This window comes from Marmoricola sp. RAF53 (genome assembly GCF_052114005.1).
Lineage (GTDB): Bacteria > Actinomycetota > Actinomycetes > Propionibacteriales > Nocardioidaceae > Marmoricola.
The window spans coordinates 26,146-39,835 of sequence record NZ_JBFRDX010000024.1 but is presented as its reverse complement, the minus strand read 5'-3'; the positions used below and the strand labels follow the sequence as shown (position 1 = coordinate 39,835).

At 71.7% G+C, this 13,690-nt stretch carries 13 protein-coding genes; 2 read left to right on the top strand and 11 right to left on the bottom strand.

What is annotated here, in order from left to right; genetic code table 11:
- Positions 1-3: 3 nt before the first annotated feature.
- Together AB4Y76_RS17700 and AB4Y76_RS17695 are read right to left on the bottom strand one after the other, a co-directional pair.
- Entirely contained in the window at positions 4-1,356 is a 1,353-nt protein-coding gene (locus AB4Y76_RS17700) for a UDP-glucose dehydrogenase family protein (RefSeq protein WP_441927664.1), read from the bottom strand.
- Entirely contained in the window at positions 1,353-2,561 is a 1,209-nt protein-coding gene (locus AB4Y76_RS17695) for a glycosyltransferase family 4 protein (protein WP_441927662.1), read from the bottom strand. The genes AB4Y76_RS17700 and AB4Y76_RS17695 overlap by 4 nt, the downstream gene beginning before the upstream one ends.
- A 116-nt stretch (positions 2,562-2,677) precedes the next feature.
- Here AB4Y76_RS17695 and AB4Y76_RS17690 point away from each other — a divergent pair, with 116 nt between their 5' ends.
- The gene (locus tag AB4Y76_RS17690; protein WP_441927660.1) at positions 2,678-3,769 is read left to right on the top strand and encodes an LOG family protein; all 1,092 of its coding nucleotides are present in this window, start codon (positions 2,678-2,680) and stop codon (positions 3,767-3,769) included.
- On the opposite strand, the gene AB4Y76_RS17685 is transcribed toward AB4Y76_RS17690, so the two are convergent.
- Complete coding sequence (locus AB4Y76_RS17685; protein ID WP_441927658.1) at positions 3,659-4,753, bottom strand: adenylate/guanylate cyclase domain-containing protein; 1,095 nt, start codon at positions 4,751-4,753, stop codon at positions 3,659-3,661. The two genes, AB4Y76_RS17690 and AB4Y76_RS17685, sit on opposite strands and share 111 nt — an antisense overlap.
- Before the next feature lie 7 nt (positions 4,754-4,760).
- Positions 4,761-5,171, bottom strand: coding sequence for a cyclic nucleotide-binding domain-containing protein (locus AB4Y76_RS17680; RefSeq protein ID WP_441927656.1), 411 nt, complete (start codon positions 5,169-5,171; stop codon positions 4,761-4,763).
- Positions 5,172-5,348: 177 nt separating this feature from the next.
- On the opposite strand from AB4Y76_RS17680, the gene AB4Y76_RS17675 reads away from it, so the two are divergent.
- A complete protein-coding gene (locus tag AB4Y76_RS17675; protein WP_441927654.1) occupies positions 5,349-7,163 on the top strand; it encodes a TIGR03767 family metallophosphoesterase in 1,815 nt (604 codons plus the stop codon).
- A 49-nt stretch (positions 7,164-7,212) separates the two neighbouring features.
- Here AB4Y76_RS17675 and rlmN read toward each other — a convergent pair whose 3' ends face one another.
- The 7 genes from rlmN to rpsB form a co-directional block, all read right to left on the bottom strand.
- Positions 7,213-8,367, bottom strand: coding sequence for a 23S rRNA (adenine(2503)-C(2))-methyltransferase RlmN (gene rlmN / locus AB4Y76_RS17670; protein ID WP_441927652.1), 1,155 nt, complete (start codon positions 8,365-8,367; stop codon positions 7,213-7,215).
- Between the two features lie 40 nt (positions 8,368-8,407).
- Positions 8,408-9,193, bottom strand: coding sequence for an META domain-containing protein (locus AB4Y76_RS17665; RefSeq protein ID WP_441927650.1), 786 nt, complete (start codon positions 9,191-9,193; stop codon positions 8,408-8,410).
- 62 nt (positions 9,194-9,255) lie between these two features.
- Positions 9,256-10,149, bottom strand: coding sequence for a phosphatidate cytidylyltransferase (locus tag AB4Y76_RS17660; protein ID WP_441927648.1), 894 nt, complete (start codon positions 10,147-10,149; stop codon positions 9,256-9,258).
- 10 nt (positions 10,150-10,159) lie between these two features.
- Positions 10,160-10,714, bottom strand: a complete 555-nt coding sequence (gene frr / locus AB4Y76_RS17655; protein WP_441927706.1) for a ribosome recycling factor — start codon at positions 10,712-10,714, stop codon at positions 10,160-10,162.
- Positions 10,714-11,448, bottom strand: a complete 735-nt coding sequence (gene pyrH, locus AB4Y76_RS17650; RefSeq protein ID WP_441927646.1) for a UMP kinase — start codon at positions 11,446-11,448, stop codon at positions 10,714-10,716. Before pyrH ends, frr begins: the two co-directional genes overlap by 1 nt.
- Before the next feature lie 162 nt (positions 11,449-11,610).
- Positions 11,611-12,423: a translation elongation factor Ts gene (gene tsf / locus AB4Y76_RS17645; protein WP_441927644.1), complete on the bottom strand. Its 813-nt coding sequence runs from the start codon at positions 12,421-12,423 to the stop codon at positions 11,611-11,613.
- A gap of 2 nt (positions 12,424-12,425) precedes the next feature.
- Positions 12,426-13,349, bottom strand: coding sequence for a 30S ribosomal protein S2 (gene rpsB / locus AB4Y76_RS17640; protein ID WP_441927642.1), 924 nt, complete (start codon positions 13,347-13,349; stop codon positions 12,426-12,428).
- Positions 13,350-13,690: the final 341 nt, after the last annotated feature.

Sequence of the window (13,690 nt, the reverse complement as noted above, 5' to 3'; positions counted from 1 at the left end):
CCGTCAGACGAGGCTTCCCGCCCGGGCCGGTGCCGCCAGGTGCCGGCCCGGGGCGCGGACCGCCCACCCGGCCGCCGTCCAGGCGTCCACGTCCAGGGCGTTGCGCGCGTCGATGAGCACCCGGCGCCGTACCGCCTGACCGACCTCCTCCGGGTCGAGCGCGCGGAACTCCGGCCACTCGGTCAGGTGCAGCACCAGGTCGGCCTTGCGGCAGGCGACCAGCGGGTTCGCGGCGAACCGCACCCCGGGGGCCGCGGCACGCCCGGTGAGCACCGCCGCCGGGTCGTACGCCGTCACCCGGGCGCCCGCGCGACGCAGCCGGTTCATCACGTCGACGGCCGGGCTGTCCCGGACGTCGTCGGACCCCGGCTTGAACGACGCCCCGAGGACCGCGATCCGGACGCCGTCGAAGGCGCCGACCTCGCGCTGCGCCATCGCCAGGACCCGGTCACGGCGGCGCAGGTTGATCGCGTCGACGTCGCGCAGGAAGGCCACGCTCTTCCCGCAGCCGAGCTGCTCGGCCCGGGCCACCAGGGCCCGCAGGTCCTTCGGCAGGCAGCCGCCGCCGAACCCGAGCCCGGAGTCGAGGAAACGGCGGCCGATCCGCTCGTCGTGCCCGAGCGCGTCCGCGAGCGCGGTGACGTCCGCCCCGCTCGCCTCGCAGACCTCGGCCATCGCGTTGACGAAGGAGATCTTGGTGGCGAGGAACGAGTTCGCCGCCTGCTTGATCAGCTCGGCGGTCGGCAGGTCGGTCACGACGACCGGGACGCCGGCCGCGATCGCCTCGGCGTAGACCTCCCGCAGCAGCGCCTCGGCGCGCGGCCCGGGGACGCCCAGCACGATCCGGTTCGGCGCCAAGGTGTCCTCGACGGCGTGCCCCTCGCGGAGGAACTCCGGGTTCCAGGCCAGCTCGACCGTGACCCCCGGCGCGCTGATCTCCTCGATCCTCGACCGCAGCGCCGCGGCGGTACCGACCGGGACGGTCGACTTCCCGACCACCAGCGAGTCGAGGCGCAGCAGCGGGACCAGCGCCTCGACGGCGCCGATCACCTGGCTCAGGTCGGCGGACCCGTCGGCGCCCTGGGGTGTCCCGACACAGACGAAGTGGACCTGCGCGTGTGCGACGTCGGCGACCTCGGTGGTGAAGCGCAGCCGGCCCGAGGCGACGTGCCCCTGCAGCATCTCGGCCAGGCCCGGTTCGTGGAACGGCACGATCCCGCGGGACAGGGAGTCGATCCGGGACGGGTCGCGGTCGAGGCCGATCACCTCGAAGCCCAGCTCGGCCAGGCCGGCGGCATGGGTCGCGCCCAGGTAGCCGGTGCCGATCACGGAGAGGACAGGACGGTGGGTGCTCATCGGGTTCTCCTCCTGGTGCGGGTCGACGATCCGATCACCGACCGGTAGTGGTCGGTCAGTGCGACGTTGACGGCGTGCCAGGAGCGGTCCCGCACGCCGGCGTGGGCGGCCAGCCCCATCCGGTGCCGGGCCGCGGGGTCCGCGACCAGCGCCTCGAGGTGGCCGTAGAGGTCGCAGGCGTTGCCCGGCTCGAAGAGCAGCCCGTTGACGCCGGGCACGACCAGGTCGCGCAGGCCGCCGGCGTCGGCGGCGACGACCGGGACCCCGGACGCCAGCGCCTCCTGCGCGGACTGGCAGAACGTCTCGGTGCTGCCGGTGTGGACGAACACGTCGAGCGAGGCCACGATCCGCCCGAGGTCCGCCCCGTGCCGGACGCCGAGGAACCGCGCCTCCGGCAGCAGCGCCCGCAACCGGGCCTCCTCCGGGCCGCCGCCGACGAGGACCAGCCGCTGGCCGGGCAGGTGCTGGACCTGGGCGAGCAGGTCGAGCTCCTTCTCGCCGGCGAGCCGGCCGACGTAGCCGACCAGGACCTCGTCGGGCAGCGCCCCGACCGCGGCGCGGAGCTCGGCGGTGCGGTGCGCCGGGTGGAACTGGCCGACGTCCACACCCCGCGGCCACAGCGCCTGCCGGGTCACGCCGAGGCCGGCGAGCTGGGCCCGGCTGACGCTGGACGGCACCAGGGTCAGGGTGGCCGGGAGGTGGATGCTCCGCGTCAGCCGTCGCATCGCGGGAACGCCGCCCGGGAACGGGTAGCGCGCGGCGAAGCCGATCAGGTCGGTCTGGTAGACGGCGACGACCGGTACGCCGGCCTGCCGGGCGGCCCGGCCGGCCGCGTGCCCCAGCAGCGCCGGCGAGGCGAGGTGGACGACGTCGGGAGCGAAGTCGCGCACGAGCCGTCGCAGCGCGTGCCGCGACGGGAGCCCGACCCGGAAGTCGCGGTAGGTCGGCATCCCGACCGACGACGAGCGGACGACCGGGAAGCCCGCGTACTCGGCGGGTCCGCTCGGCGCGACCACCTGCGCGGTGTGACCTTCCGCGGCGAGGTGGTCGAGCACGCGGCGTACGGAGTGGGTGACGCCGTTGACCTGCGGCAGGAAGGACTCGGTGACGACCAGGACACGGAGTCCTTCGGCAGCGCCGCGCAGGCCGGTACCCGTTCCCGGGCCCGTTCCCGGGCCCGTTCCTGCGCGCACTCCTGGGTCCATGTCTCGACGGTAGGAACCGCCCCGGAACGGGCGGCAAGGCGGAGCCTGCGTGTCGATGAACGTCACGTGGCCGCGAGACGCGCGGTTCCGGGCTTCGGATGCCCTAGGTTCGGGCCGTGGACCTGCGCGAGATCGAGTCCCTGGCCGCCTTCGACGCCCTCGTCGCCGCAGGCGGCCGGTCGCTGCGACGGTGCCACCTGCAGGCGGTCGACCTGAGCGCGCGCGGCGACGTGCTCGCCCGGATCCGGGTCGCGGGCGCGGTCTTCCTGGGCTGCCGGTTCCCCGCGTCCGGCCCGGGCAGCGAGCCCGACGTCGAGGCCCGGGGCGGGCTGGTCTTCCCCGCGGTCCCGGACCTGCCGTTCGACCCGTACCGGCCGACGCTCTACACCCCCGCCGACCTGTACGACGGCCTGCCCGGCGGGTACGCCGGCACCCCCGACGCCCGCGCCTACGCCTGGTCCCGCGGGCCGCGGACGATGGACCGCACCCTGGCCTCGGCGCTGCACGACCACGCGGTCGACGACGCGCTGGCCGAGTTCGCCGACGGCCGCCACCTGGTCGGCGTCCTCGGCGGGCACGCGCTGCGCCGCGACGACGCCGCGTACCGGTCGGCCGCGCTGCTCGGCCGGGATCTCGCGCGGCACTTCACGGTGGCGACCGGCGGCGGCCCGGGCGCCATGGAGGCCGCCAACCTCGGTGCGTGGCTCGGTGATCGCGACCTGGACGGCGCCCTCGGCGTGATCGCCGGCGCCGCCGACTTCCACGACGGCATCGACGCCTGGGCCGGGGCGGCGTTCGAGGTCCGCGAGCGCTGGCCGGACGGCGCGGAGTCGCTCGGCATCCCGACGTGGTTCTACGGGCACGAGCCGCCGAACGCGTTCGCGACCGCGGTGGCCAAGTACTTCAGCAACGCGCTCCGCGAGGAGGTGCTGCTGCGGATCTGCCGCCGCGGCCTGGTGTTCCTGCCCGGTGCCGCGGGCACGGTCCAGGAGATCTTCCAGGCGGCGTGCGAGAACTACTACGCCGACGCCACCCAGGTGATCCCGATGGTGCTGGTCGGCCGCGAGCACTGGACGCGCACGCTGCCGGTGGACGGCCTACTCGGGGCTCTCGGCACCGGCCGCGCGTTCGGGGCGCGCCTGCATCTCGTCGACGACCCGGAGGAGGTCCTGCCCCTTCTCGTAGATCTGGGCGGCGACGGGCGGTAGCTCGTCCTCGTCGAGCGGCCGGCGCAGCACCCACGGCTCCAGCCTGCGGTAGCCCTTGACCGAGACCCGCCGCATCCGGCGCAGCTTGAAGTCGGGGTCGCCCTCGACGGCCTCGGCGAGCTCCTTGTCGATGAGTACCCGGCCGGGGCGGGCCACCGAGGTGAGCCGGGACGCGAGGTTCACGGTCGGCCCGAAGACGTCGCCCAGCCGGTGGAGGACCGGCCCCCACGCCACGCCGACGCGCAGCTCCGGGAAGTCCTCGTCCTCCCGGTGTCCCTCGACCAGCTCGAGCGCGATCCGCGCGGCGTCGGCGGCCGAGTCCGCGGCGAACAGGATCTCGTCACCGATCGTCTTGATGATCCGGCCGTGGTGCGCGGTGATGATCGCCAGGGCGCGGGCCTCGAACCCCTCCACGAGGGCGGCGAGCTCCTCCTGCGAGAGTGATCGCGTCTGCCGGGTGTAGCCGACGATGTCGGCGAACCCGATCGCGGCGTTGACGCCGTCCTCGTCCTCGACCGGCGGGGCCAGCAGCGCCCGGGACGCGGCGCCGAGGATGTGCCGGCGCCAGACGTAGCCCTGGACCTGGTCGATCAGCGGGATGATCTCGTCGACCACGGCGTCGAGCTCCTCGGCGCCGAGAACGCTCGGGTCGACGGTGCTGCCGAGCATCGCGAGCTGCCACTCGGCGAGCCGGGCGAAGCTGCGGCCCAGGGTCCGGATCAGCGCCGCCTCGTCCTCGACCGAGATCAGGCCGAGCTCGTGCATCCGCTGGGTCAGCCGGAGCGCCTCCAGGTCCGCTGGGGTGAAGGCGACCTCSTCGTCGGCGACCGCGGTGAACCCGAGCGAGCGCCAGCGCAGCCGGGCGACCTCGATGCTGACGCCGACCTCGTCGGCGAGCTGCTGGCCGGTCAGCGTCGGCGGGCCGCCGAGAAGCTTCTGCTCCAGGAGCTCGACGACCTCCTGCGGGTCGAGCGGGTCGGTCACGCCGGGCTCAGCTCGCGCCGTCGGAGTCCAACCGGTCGGCGGCGGTGGCACGGATCGCCTCGCCGAACGCCGGCACCGAGTCCAGGAGCTCGGTGAGCGCCTCGCGGGTGAAGTGGATGACCTCGAGCGGGGTCAGGCTGACCACGCTGGCGTTGCGCAGCTTGTGGTTGACGATGGCCAGCTCGCCGATGACGTCGCCGGCGCCGAGTCGGGCGATCTCCTGGCCGTTGCGGCGTACCGAGACCTCGCCGTCGATGATCAGGTACGCCTTGTCGGCCGGGGTCTTCTCCCAGATCAGCGACCAGTCGGCGGGCAGGTGGACGTGCCGGCCGGCGGCGACGACCGCCTTGAGGTCGGCGTCGCTGAGCGACTCGAGGCGGTTGAGCTGCTTGAGCTTGTCGGGCTGGGCCTCGGACATGGTCGTGCTCCTCCGGTTCGGGGGCGCGTGCCGGGATGACCACCGGCGACGCGGGACAGGGGGCCCGGGGTGCTCCGGGTTCGGCGGCCATCCTCGCAACCCGGCGCGACAGGTGTCCACCGAATCGCCACGTACCGGACGATCGGGGCCGCTTCGTACGCACGAGTAGGAACAGACGTGACCGGCGCCACGTCCGGTCGTTGGTGGGACATGGACCTCACCCGTCGCCACCTCCTCCGCTCGGCCGCCGTCGTCGGCGGTGCCGCCGCCGTCAGCCCCGTCCTCGGCTCGCTCAGCGAGGCCGCCGTCGCGTCCTCCGGCYCCGGCGGCACCACCCTGGCCCGCACCCTGAAGCGCGGCACCCCGAACGCCAAGGGCTACGCCAAGGTGGTCCAGGCGGCCGGTGAGCCGCACGTCGTCCGCACCGACCTCGGCATCGCGGCCGCGCCCGGCCGCGCCGGCTGCCGTACGCCGCTGCTGGCGTTCGCGCAGTTCAGCGACGTGCACGTCGTCGACCACCAGTCCCCGGCCCGGGTCGAGTGGCTGGACCGGTTCGAGGACCCGAACGCGCTCGACGCCAAGCTCGGGCTCCTCGACTCCTCCTACCGCCCGCACGAGATGCTCAGCGCCCAGGTCGCCGACGCGATGGTCCGCGCGGTGAACGACATCGGGGTCGGCCCGGTCACGAACCTCCCGCTGGCGTTCATGATCGAGACCGGGGACAACTCGGACAACTGCCAGAAGAACGAGGTCCGCTGGAACATCGACATCCTCGACGGGAAGGCCGGCGTCCGGCCGGACAGCGGCAGCTACTCCCGCTACGAGGGCGTGATGGACAACAACGTCCTCTACTACGACACGCACTACTGGCACCCCGAGGGGACGCCGCTGCTGCACGTGGACGACAAGCTCCGCAAGGACCACGGTTTCCCGGTCGTCAAGGGTCTGCTCGACGCCGCCCGGCGGCCGTTCGACGCGGAGGGCCTGGACATCCCCTGGTACAGCTGCTTCGGCAACCACGACGGCCTGATCCAGGGCAACTTCCCGGCCAACACCACCCAGCTCGGCCTGCTCGGCACCGGCGGCCTCAAGGTCATCACCGCTCCCCCGGGCCTGAGCCAGAGCGACGTGATCAACGCGGTCGCCGAGCTCGACCTGGAGGACCTGGTCACCAGCGTGCTGCTGCTCCCGGGTGCCCGCCTGGTCACGCCGGACCCCGCGCGCAGGACCATGAGCCGCAAGGAAGTCGTCGCCGAGCACTTCAACACCCCGGCCACGCCCGGCCCGGTCGGTCACGGTTTCACCGCCGAGAACAAGGCGAAGGGCACCGCCTACTACTTCTTCGACCAGGGCAGCTTCCGGTTCGTGGTGATGGACTCGGTCAACCCGAACGGGTACGCCGACGGCTCGCTCGACAAGGCGCAGTTCGACTGGCTCAAGACCACGATCGCCTCGGCGACCGGCAAGGCGGTGCTGGTCTTCAGCCACCACACCAGCGACACGATGACGAACCCGCTGGTGCTCACCGGCCTCGACGCGAGCCAGCGCGTCCTCGGCGCCGAGCTGACGACGTACCTGCTCAGCCAGCCGCGGGTGATCGCCTGGGTCAACGGCCACACCCACAACAACGCGATCACCGCGCACCCGCGTGCCGACGGCTCGGGCGGGTTCTGGGAGATCAACACCGCCTCGCACATCGACTTCCCGCAGCAGGCGCGGCTGATCGAGGTGGTGGACAACAAGGACGACACATTGTCGATCTTCACCACCGTCGTCGACCACGCCGGGGCGACCGACTACGCCGGCGACCTGAGCACGACGGTCGCGCTGGCCGGGCTGTCGCGCGAGCTCGCGGCGAACGACCCGCAGTCGAACCTCGCCGGGCACACCGGGACGCTCGCCGCGCGGAACACCGAGCTGCTGCTGGCCACCCCGCCGGAGCTGCGCGGTGCCCTCTGCGCGACCTCGAACGTGGCCCTCGCGCCGGCCTGATCCGGAGGGGTCCTCAGGACTCGGGGGTCAATCGGGGGTCACTCCGGGGTCACTCGGCGGCGGCGAGCTGCCCGCAGGCGCCGTCGATGTCGCTGCCGCGGGTGTCGCGCACGGTGGTCGGGATCCCGTGCACCTCGAGGCGGCGGACGAACTCGCGCTCGTCGGCGGGGTCGGAGGCGGTCCACTTCGAGCCCGGCGTCGGGTTCAGCGGGATCAGGTTGACGTGCACCCAGCCCCAACGGCGCTCCTCCGGCCCGGTGCCGTAGGAGTTCAGCACGTCGGCGAGCAGATCGGCCCGCCAGGCCTGGTCGTTGATGCCGCGCATCATCGCGTACTCGATCGAGACGCGGCGCTTCGTCTTCCGGGCGTAGTCCCAGGCGGCCTCGACGGTCTCCGCGACCGAGAAGCGGGTGTTGATCGGGACGAGCTCGTTGCGCAGCTCGTCGTCCGGGGCGTGCAGGCTCAGCGCGAGCGTGACCGGGATGCCCTCGTCGGCGAGCTGCCGCATCCGCGGGACGAGACCGACCGTGCTCACCGTGACGCCGCGGGCGGACATGCCGAGCCCGTCCGGCGTCGGGTCGGTGAGGCGTCGTACGGCGCCGATGACCGCGTTGTAGTTGGCCATCGGCTCGCCCATACCCATGAACACCACGTTCGAGACCCGCCCGGGGCCGCCGGGGACCTCGCCGCGGGCCAGAGACCGGGCGCCGGCGACGACCTGCTCGACGATCTCCGCGGTCGACATGTTCCGCTGCAGCCCGCCCTGGCCGGTGGCGCAGAACGGGCAGGCCATCCCGCAGCCGGCCTGGCTGGACACGCACATGGTGGTGCGCCCCGGGTAGCGCATCAGCACCGACTCCACCAGGGCGCCGTCGAAGAGCTTCCAGAGGGTCTTGCGGGTGGTGCCCTTGTCGGCCTCCATCACCCGCAGCGGCGTCATCAGGTCCGGGAGCAGGCCGGCGACGAGCGCATCGCGGGTGCCGGCCGGAAGATCGGTCATCTCGGCCGGGTCGTCGACCAGGCGGGAGAAGTAGTGCGTGGAGAGCTGCTTGGCCCGGAACCCGGGGAGGCCCAGCTCCTCCAACCGCGCCTTGCGCTCGGCGGCGGTCAGGTCGGCGAGGTGCCGCGGCGGCTTCCCGCGACCCTTCGGCTCCTCGAAGACGAGCGGGAGGGTCTTGATGCGCAGTTCATTCGGCTCCGTCATGACGGGTGCGATTCTCCCACCGCCGGAGCGGGATTCCGAATCAGCCGGCCGAGCCCGTCCGGAAGGCCAGACCCTGGTCGCCCTTCCGGATCCACAGCGTGCCCTGGTCGAGCTCGTAGGTGGTGACCCCGTCGAGCACCGTCGCGAACGCCCGCTGAACGTCCTCGGACTCCGGGCACGCCATCCTCGTGCCCGCCAGCGGGCCGAACGTGATCCGGGAGCCGGAGACCACGGCGGGCCCGTGGCCGTTGTTGCAGCCGTCGTTGAGCTGCACCTGGCCGTCGGCGAGCTCGATCCAGGCTGTCACCCCGGCGGGGATGGAGCTGACCGTGCTCCCGTCGGCGATCGAGTCCAGCTCCCACCGGGTGCCCTCCAGCGCGTCGTCCGGCGCGACGGCCTCGCGGTCCTTCAGGGTGAGCTCCACCTCGCCCGCGGTGATCGTGGCGTCGTCCCCGGAGATCGCCATCTCCACCGGCTGCTCGAAGAGGCCGGCGAGCCACGAGTCCTGCTCCATCAGCGCGGTCGGGCAGGCCATCTGCGTCATCGCGAGGGTGTCCACGGTGAGCGTCCCGCCGTCGTAGGTGTAGCCGCCGCTCATCGTGTTGCAGCCCGCGGTGATCACCAGCCGGTCCTCGGCGAACTCGAACCGGATCTGCGACCCCTCGACCGGCGGACGCGGCTTCCCGGACTCGGTGATCCCGGTGACGACGTAGGTGGTGCCGCTCGGGTCCGCGGACGCCTGTCCCCCGGATCCGTCCTTCGACGAGGACCCGGGCTCGTCGCCGCAGGCCGCGAGACCGGCGAGCAGCGCGAGGACCGTCAGCATCCGGAGCACTCTCATGGTGCTCCGACGCTCCCAGGGAGCCGTTCGGTTCCGCCTCGTCCGAATCAGGTGAACACGAGGTAGTGCAGCAGCAGCCAGATCGGCGCGATCGTCGCGAGCAGCGAGTCGAGCCGGTCCATCAGGCCGCCGTGGCCGGGGATGATGTGGCTCATGTCCTTGATGCCGAGGTCGCGCTTCATCACCGACTCGACGAGGTCGCCGAGGGTGGCCATCACGACCGCGATCAGGCCGAGCAGGACGCCGACCCACCAGTCGCCGTCGAGGAGCCACACGACCAGCGCCACACCGGTGCCGACGCAGAAGACCAGCGAGCCGGCGAAGCCCTCCCAGGACTTCTTCGGCGAGATCACCGGCGCCATCGGGTGCTTGCCGAACAGGACACCGGCGATGTAGCCGCCGATGTCGCTGGCGATGGTGACCAGGACGAAGGTGAGGATGCCCTTGACGCCCTCGTCCAGGGTGCCGTCGACGATGCCGCGGGCCTTCCAGTCGCCGCCCTCGGCCAGCATCAGGCCGACGAACGAACCGAGGAACGGCACGTAGATGACGGTGAAGACGGCTGCCGTGGAGTTCTTCACGAAGCCGTCCACGCCGCGACGCAGCAGCCAGAGCATGATCACCAGCCCGGTGACCGCGGTCGCCGTGACCAGGGCGGGCGCGCCCCAGAAGTAGGCCACCGCGACCATCACGACGCCGCCGACCATCACCGGCTGCTCCGGGATGTCGATGTCCCGGGCGGCGAGCCCGCGGTGCAGCTCCCAGACGGCGACCACCAGAGCCGCCGCCACGAGCACCATGAACAGCGACTTGTAGAAGAGCAGCGTGCCGGCGATCAGCGCGAGCAGGACCACCGCGGAGGTGATCGCCGCAGGCAGGTCACGCCCGGCGCGGCCGTGGTCCTTCTGGGGCGCGGGGCTGCCCGCGTCTGTGCTCGTCATCGCCGCGACCTCAGACCTCGAGGAGCTCGGCTTCCTTGTGCTTGAGCATCTCGTCGATCTCGTCGGTGTGCTTCTTGGTCAACCCGTCCAGACGCTTCTCGGCACCGGTGACGTCGTCCTTGCCGACCTCGCCGTCCTTCTCGAGCTTGTCGAGGGTCTGCTTGGCGTTGCGCCGGATGTTGCGGACGCTGACGCGGCCGTCCTCGGCCTTGCCCTTGGCGACCTTGATGTACTCCTTGCGGCGCTCCTCGGTGAGCTCGGGGAACGAGCACCGGATCGACTTGCCGTCGTTGGACGGGTTCACGCCGAGGTCGGAGTCGCGGATCGACTTCTCGATCGCGTCCAGCGCGCCCATGTCGTACGGCGTCACGATGATCGTGCGGGCGTCCTGCGAGGAGAACGAGGCCAGCTGCTGGATCGGCGTCGGGGTGCCGTAGTACTCGGCGACCAGCTTGGAGAACATCGCCGGGTTCGCCCGGCCCGCGCGGATCGCGGCGAACTCCTCGCGGGTCGCCTCGACCGACTTGCTCATCTTCTGGTCGGCCTCGTTGAGCGTCTCGTTGATCACTGCGTCTCCTTGTCCGTGCGGTCTCCGCTGCTCACCAGCGTGCCGATCTTCTCACCCTGGACGACCTTGAGGATGTTGCCCTCGGGCTCCATCCCGAACACGATCATCGGGAGCTCGTTCTCCATGCACAGCGCGAACGCCGTGGCGTCGGCCACCTTGAGGCCCTGCTGGAGGACTTCCTGGAAGGTGACCGACTCGTACTTGACGGCCGTCGGGTCGGTCCGCGGGTCGGCGGAGTAGACGCCGTCGACGCCGTTCTTGCCCATCAGCACGACCTCGCACTTGGTCTCCAGCGCGCGCTGCGCGGCGACCGTGTCGGTCGAGAAGTACGGCATGCCGGCGCCGGCGCCGAAGATCACGACGCGCCCCTTCTCCAGGTGGCGGATCGCGCGGCGCGGGATGTACGGCTCGGCGACCTGCCCCATCGTGATGGCGGTCTGCACCCGGGTCTCCACACCCTCCTTCTCCAGGAAGTCCTGGAGGGCCAGGCAGTTCATCACGATGCCGAGCATGCCCATGTAGTCGGCTCGCGCGCGGTCCATGCCGCGCTGCTGGAGCTCGGCTCCGCGGAAGAAGTTGCCGCCGCCGGTCACGACCGCGACCTCGACGCCGGCGCGCTGGACCGAGGCGATCTCGCGGGCGATGCCCTGGACGACGTCGGGGTCGACCCCCACCTTGCCGCCACCGAAGACCTCACCGGAGAGCTTGAGCAGGACCCGCTTGTACGTCATCTCACCCTTCCTCGCGCCCCGGGGACCTCCCGGTGCCTTCTCGTGCGAAAGGCCGGACCGATGATCGTGGATTGATGCATCGGCCCGGCCTCCCGTTCGAACGTCAGGGGCAGACTATCCCTGTCCCCGTCGTCCGTGGTGGTGCCTCGTGGTGGAGGTCGCTCAGGCGCCGACCTCGAAGCGGGCGAACCGCTTCACGGTGACACCGGCCTCGTCGAGGACGGCCTTGACCGTCTTCTTCGAGTCGGTGACCGAGGACTGGTCGAGCAGCGCGACGTCCTTGAAGAAGCCGTTCAGGCGACCCTCGGCGATCTTCTCGATCGCACCTTCGGGCTTGCCCTCCTCGCGAGCGATGGCGGCGCCGATCTCACGCTCCTTGGCGACGACGTCCGCGGGGACCTCGTCACGGGAGAGGTACTTCGGCTTCATCGCGGCGATCTGCATCGCGGCACCGCGAGCGGCGTCCGCGTTGTCGCCCTCGTACTCGACGAGGACGCCGACGGCCGGCGGCAGGTCCGCAGCGCGCTTGTGCAGGTAGACGACCGACTGACCGCCGAAGTACGCGACCTCGCCGAGCTCGATCTTCTCGCCGATGGTGACGGCGAGGTCGTGGACGACGTCCGCGACGGTCTTGCCGTCGAGCTCGACGGCCTTGAGCGCCTCGGTGTCCGCGGCCTGGGCGGCCTCGGCGGCCTCGGCGATCTTCTGCGCGGCGGTGATGAAGGCCTCGTTCTTCGCGACGAAGTCGGTCTCGCTCTTCAGCTCGACCAGCGCACCGCCGGAGTTCGCGACCAGACCGGCCGAGGTCTCGCGCTCGGCGCCGCGCTCGGCGGCCTTCTTGCCCAGCTTGATGCGGAGCAGCTCGGCGGCCTTGTCGAAGTCGCCCTCAGCCTCCTCGAGCGCCTTCTTGCAGTCCATCATGCCCGCGCCGGTGATCTCGCGGAGCTTCTTGACGTCAGCAGCGGAGATAGCCATGCTCACGCCTCCTTGGTCTCGTCGGTGGCCTCGGCGGCCGGAGCCTCCGCGGCGGGGGTCTCGGCCGGCGCCTCGGCAGCGGCCTCGGCCGGAGCCTCAGCGGCAGCCTCGGCGGGAGCCTCAGCCGGAGCCTCGGCCGCGGCCTCGGCGGGCTTGTCGCCCTCGAGCAGGTCGCGCTCCCAGTCGGCCAGCGGCTCGTCGGAGCCGATGGCGGCGTCACCCTCGGTCTTGGCGCCCGAGCGGGCGATCAGGCCGTCGGCGACGGCGTCGGCGACCACGCGGGTCAGCAGGCCGACGGCGCGGATCGCGTCGTCGTTGCCCGGGATCGGGTAGTCGACGACGTCCGGGTCGCAGTTGGAGTCCAGGATCGCGATGATCGGGATGCGCAGCTTGCGCGCCTCCTCGACGGCGAGGTGCTCCTTGTTGGTGTCGACGATCCAGACGGCGGACGGGGTCCGGCCCATCTCGCGGATGCCGCCGAGGGTCTTGTCGAGCTTGTCGCGCTCCCGCTTCATCTGCAGGAGCTCCTTCTTGGTGCGACCCGAGCCGGCGACGGTGTCGAAGTCGACCTCGTCGAGCTCCTTGAGGCGGTTGATCCGCTGGTGCATCGTCGAGAAGTTGGTGAGCATGCCACCCAGCCAGCGCTGGTTGACGTAGGGCATCCCGACGCGGGTCGCCTGCTCGGCGATCGCCTCCTGGGCCTGCTTCTTGGTGCCCACGAACATGATCGTGCCGCCCTTGGCCACGGTGTCCTTGATGAACGCGTAGCTCGAGTCGATGTACGACAGCGACTGCTGCAGGTCGATGATGTAGATGCCGTTGCGCTCGGTCATGATGAAGCGCTTCATCTTCGGGTTCCAGCGACGGGTCTGGTGCCCGAAGTGGACGCCGCTCTCGAGGAGCTGGCGCATGGTGACGACGGCCATGCCGTGTGCCTCCTGGTCAACGTCCGTGCGCATGCTGACGCGCACGAACTCGGTTTTCAGTTCGATGCCGGCACGGGTGTGCCGACCCTGACGCCTGCGCGAGTCCCTGACCGGTTCGACCGAGGTCGGTCCGGACTGAAGGTCCTCACCCGTGGATGCCCGGCTCCCAGGGGAGGCCGGCACGGTCTGCGGGCGTGCGAAGTCAACCCAGGCGGGTTGCTGCGGCAAGTCTAACGGCCACCCGCGTCCGTGTCGAAACGGCCGGAACCGTCCCCAGGCAGGCTGCCGGGGCCGCGGTCCCCAGGCAGCTCCGCGGCGAGCGTGCCCGCCCCCGCACCCAC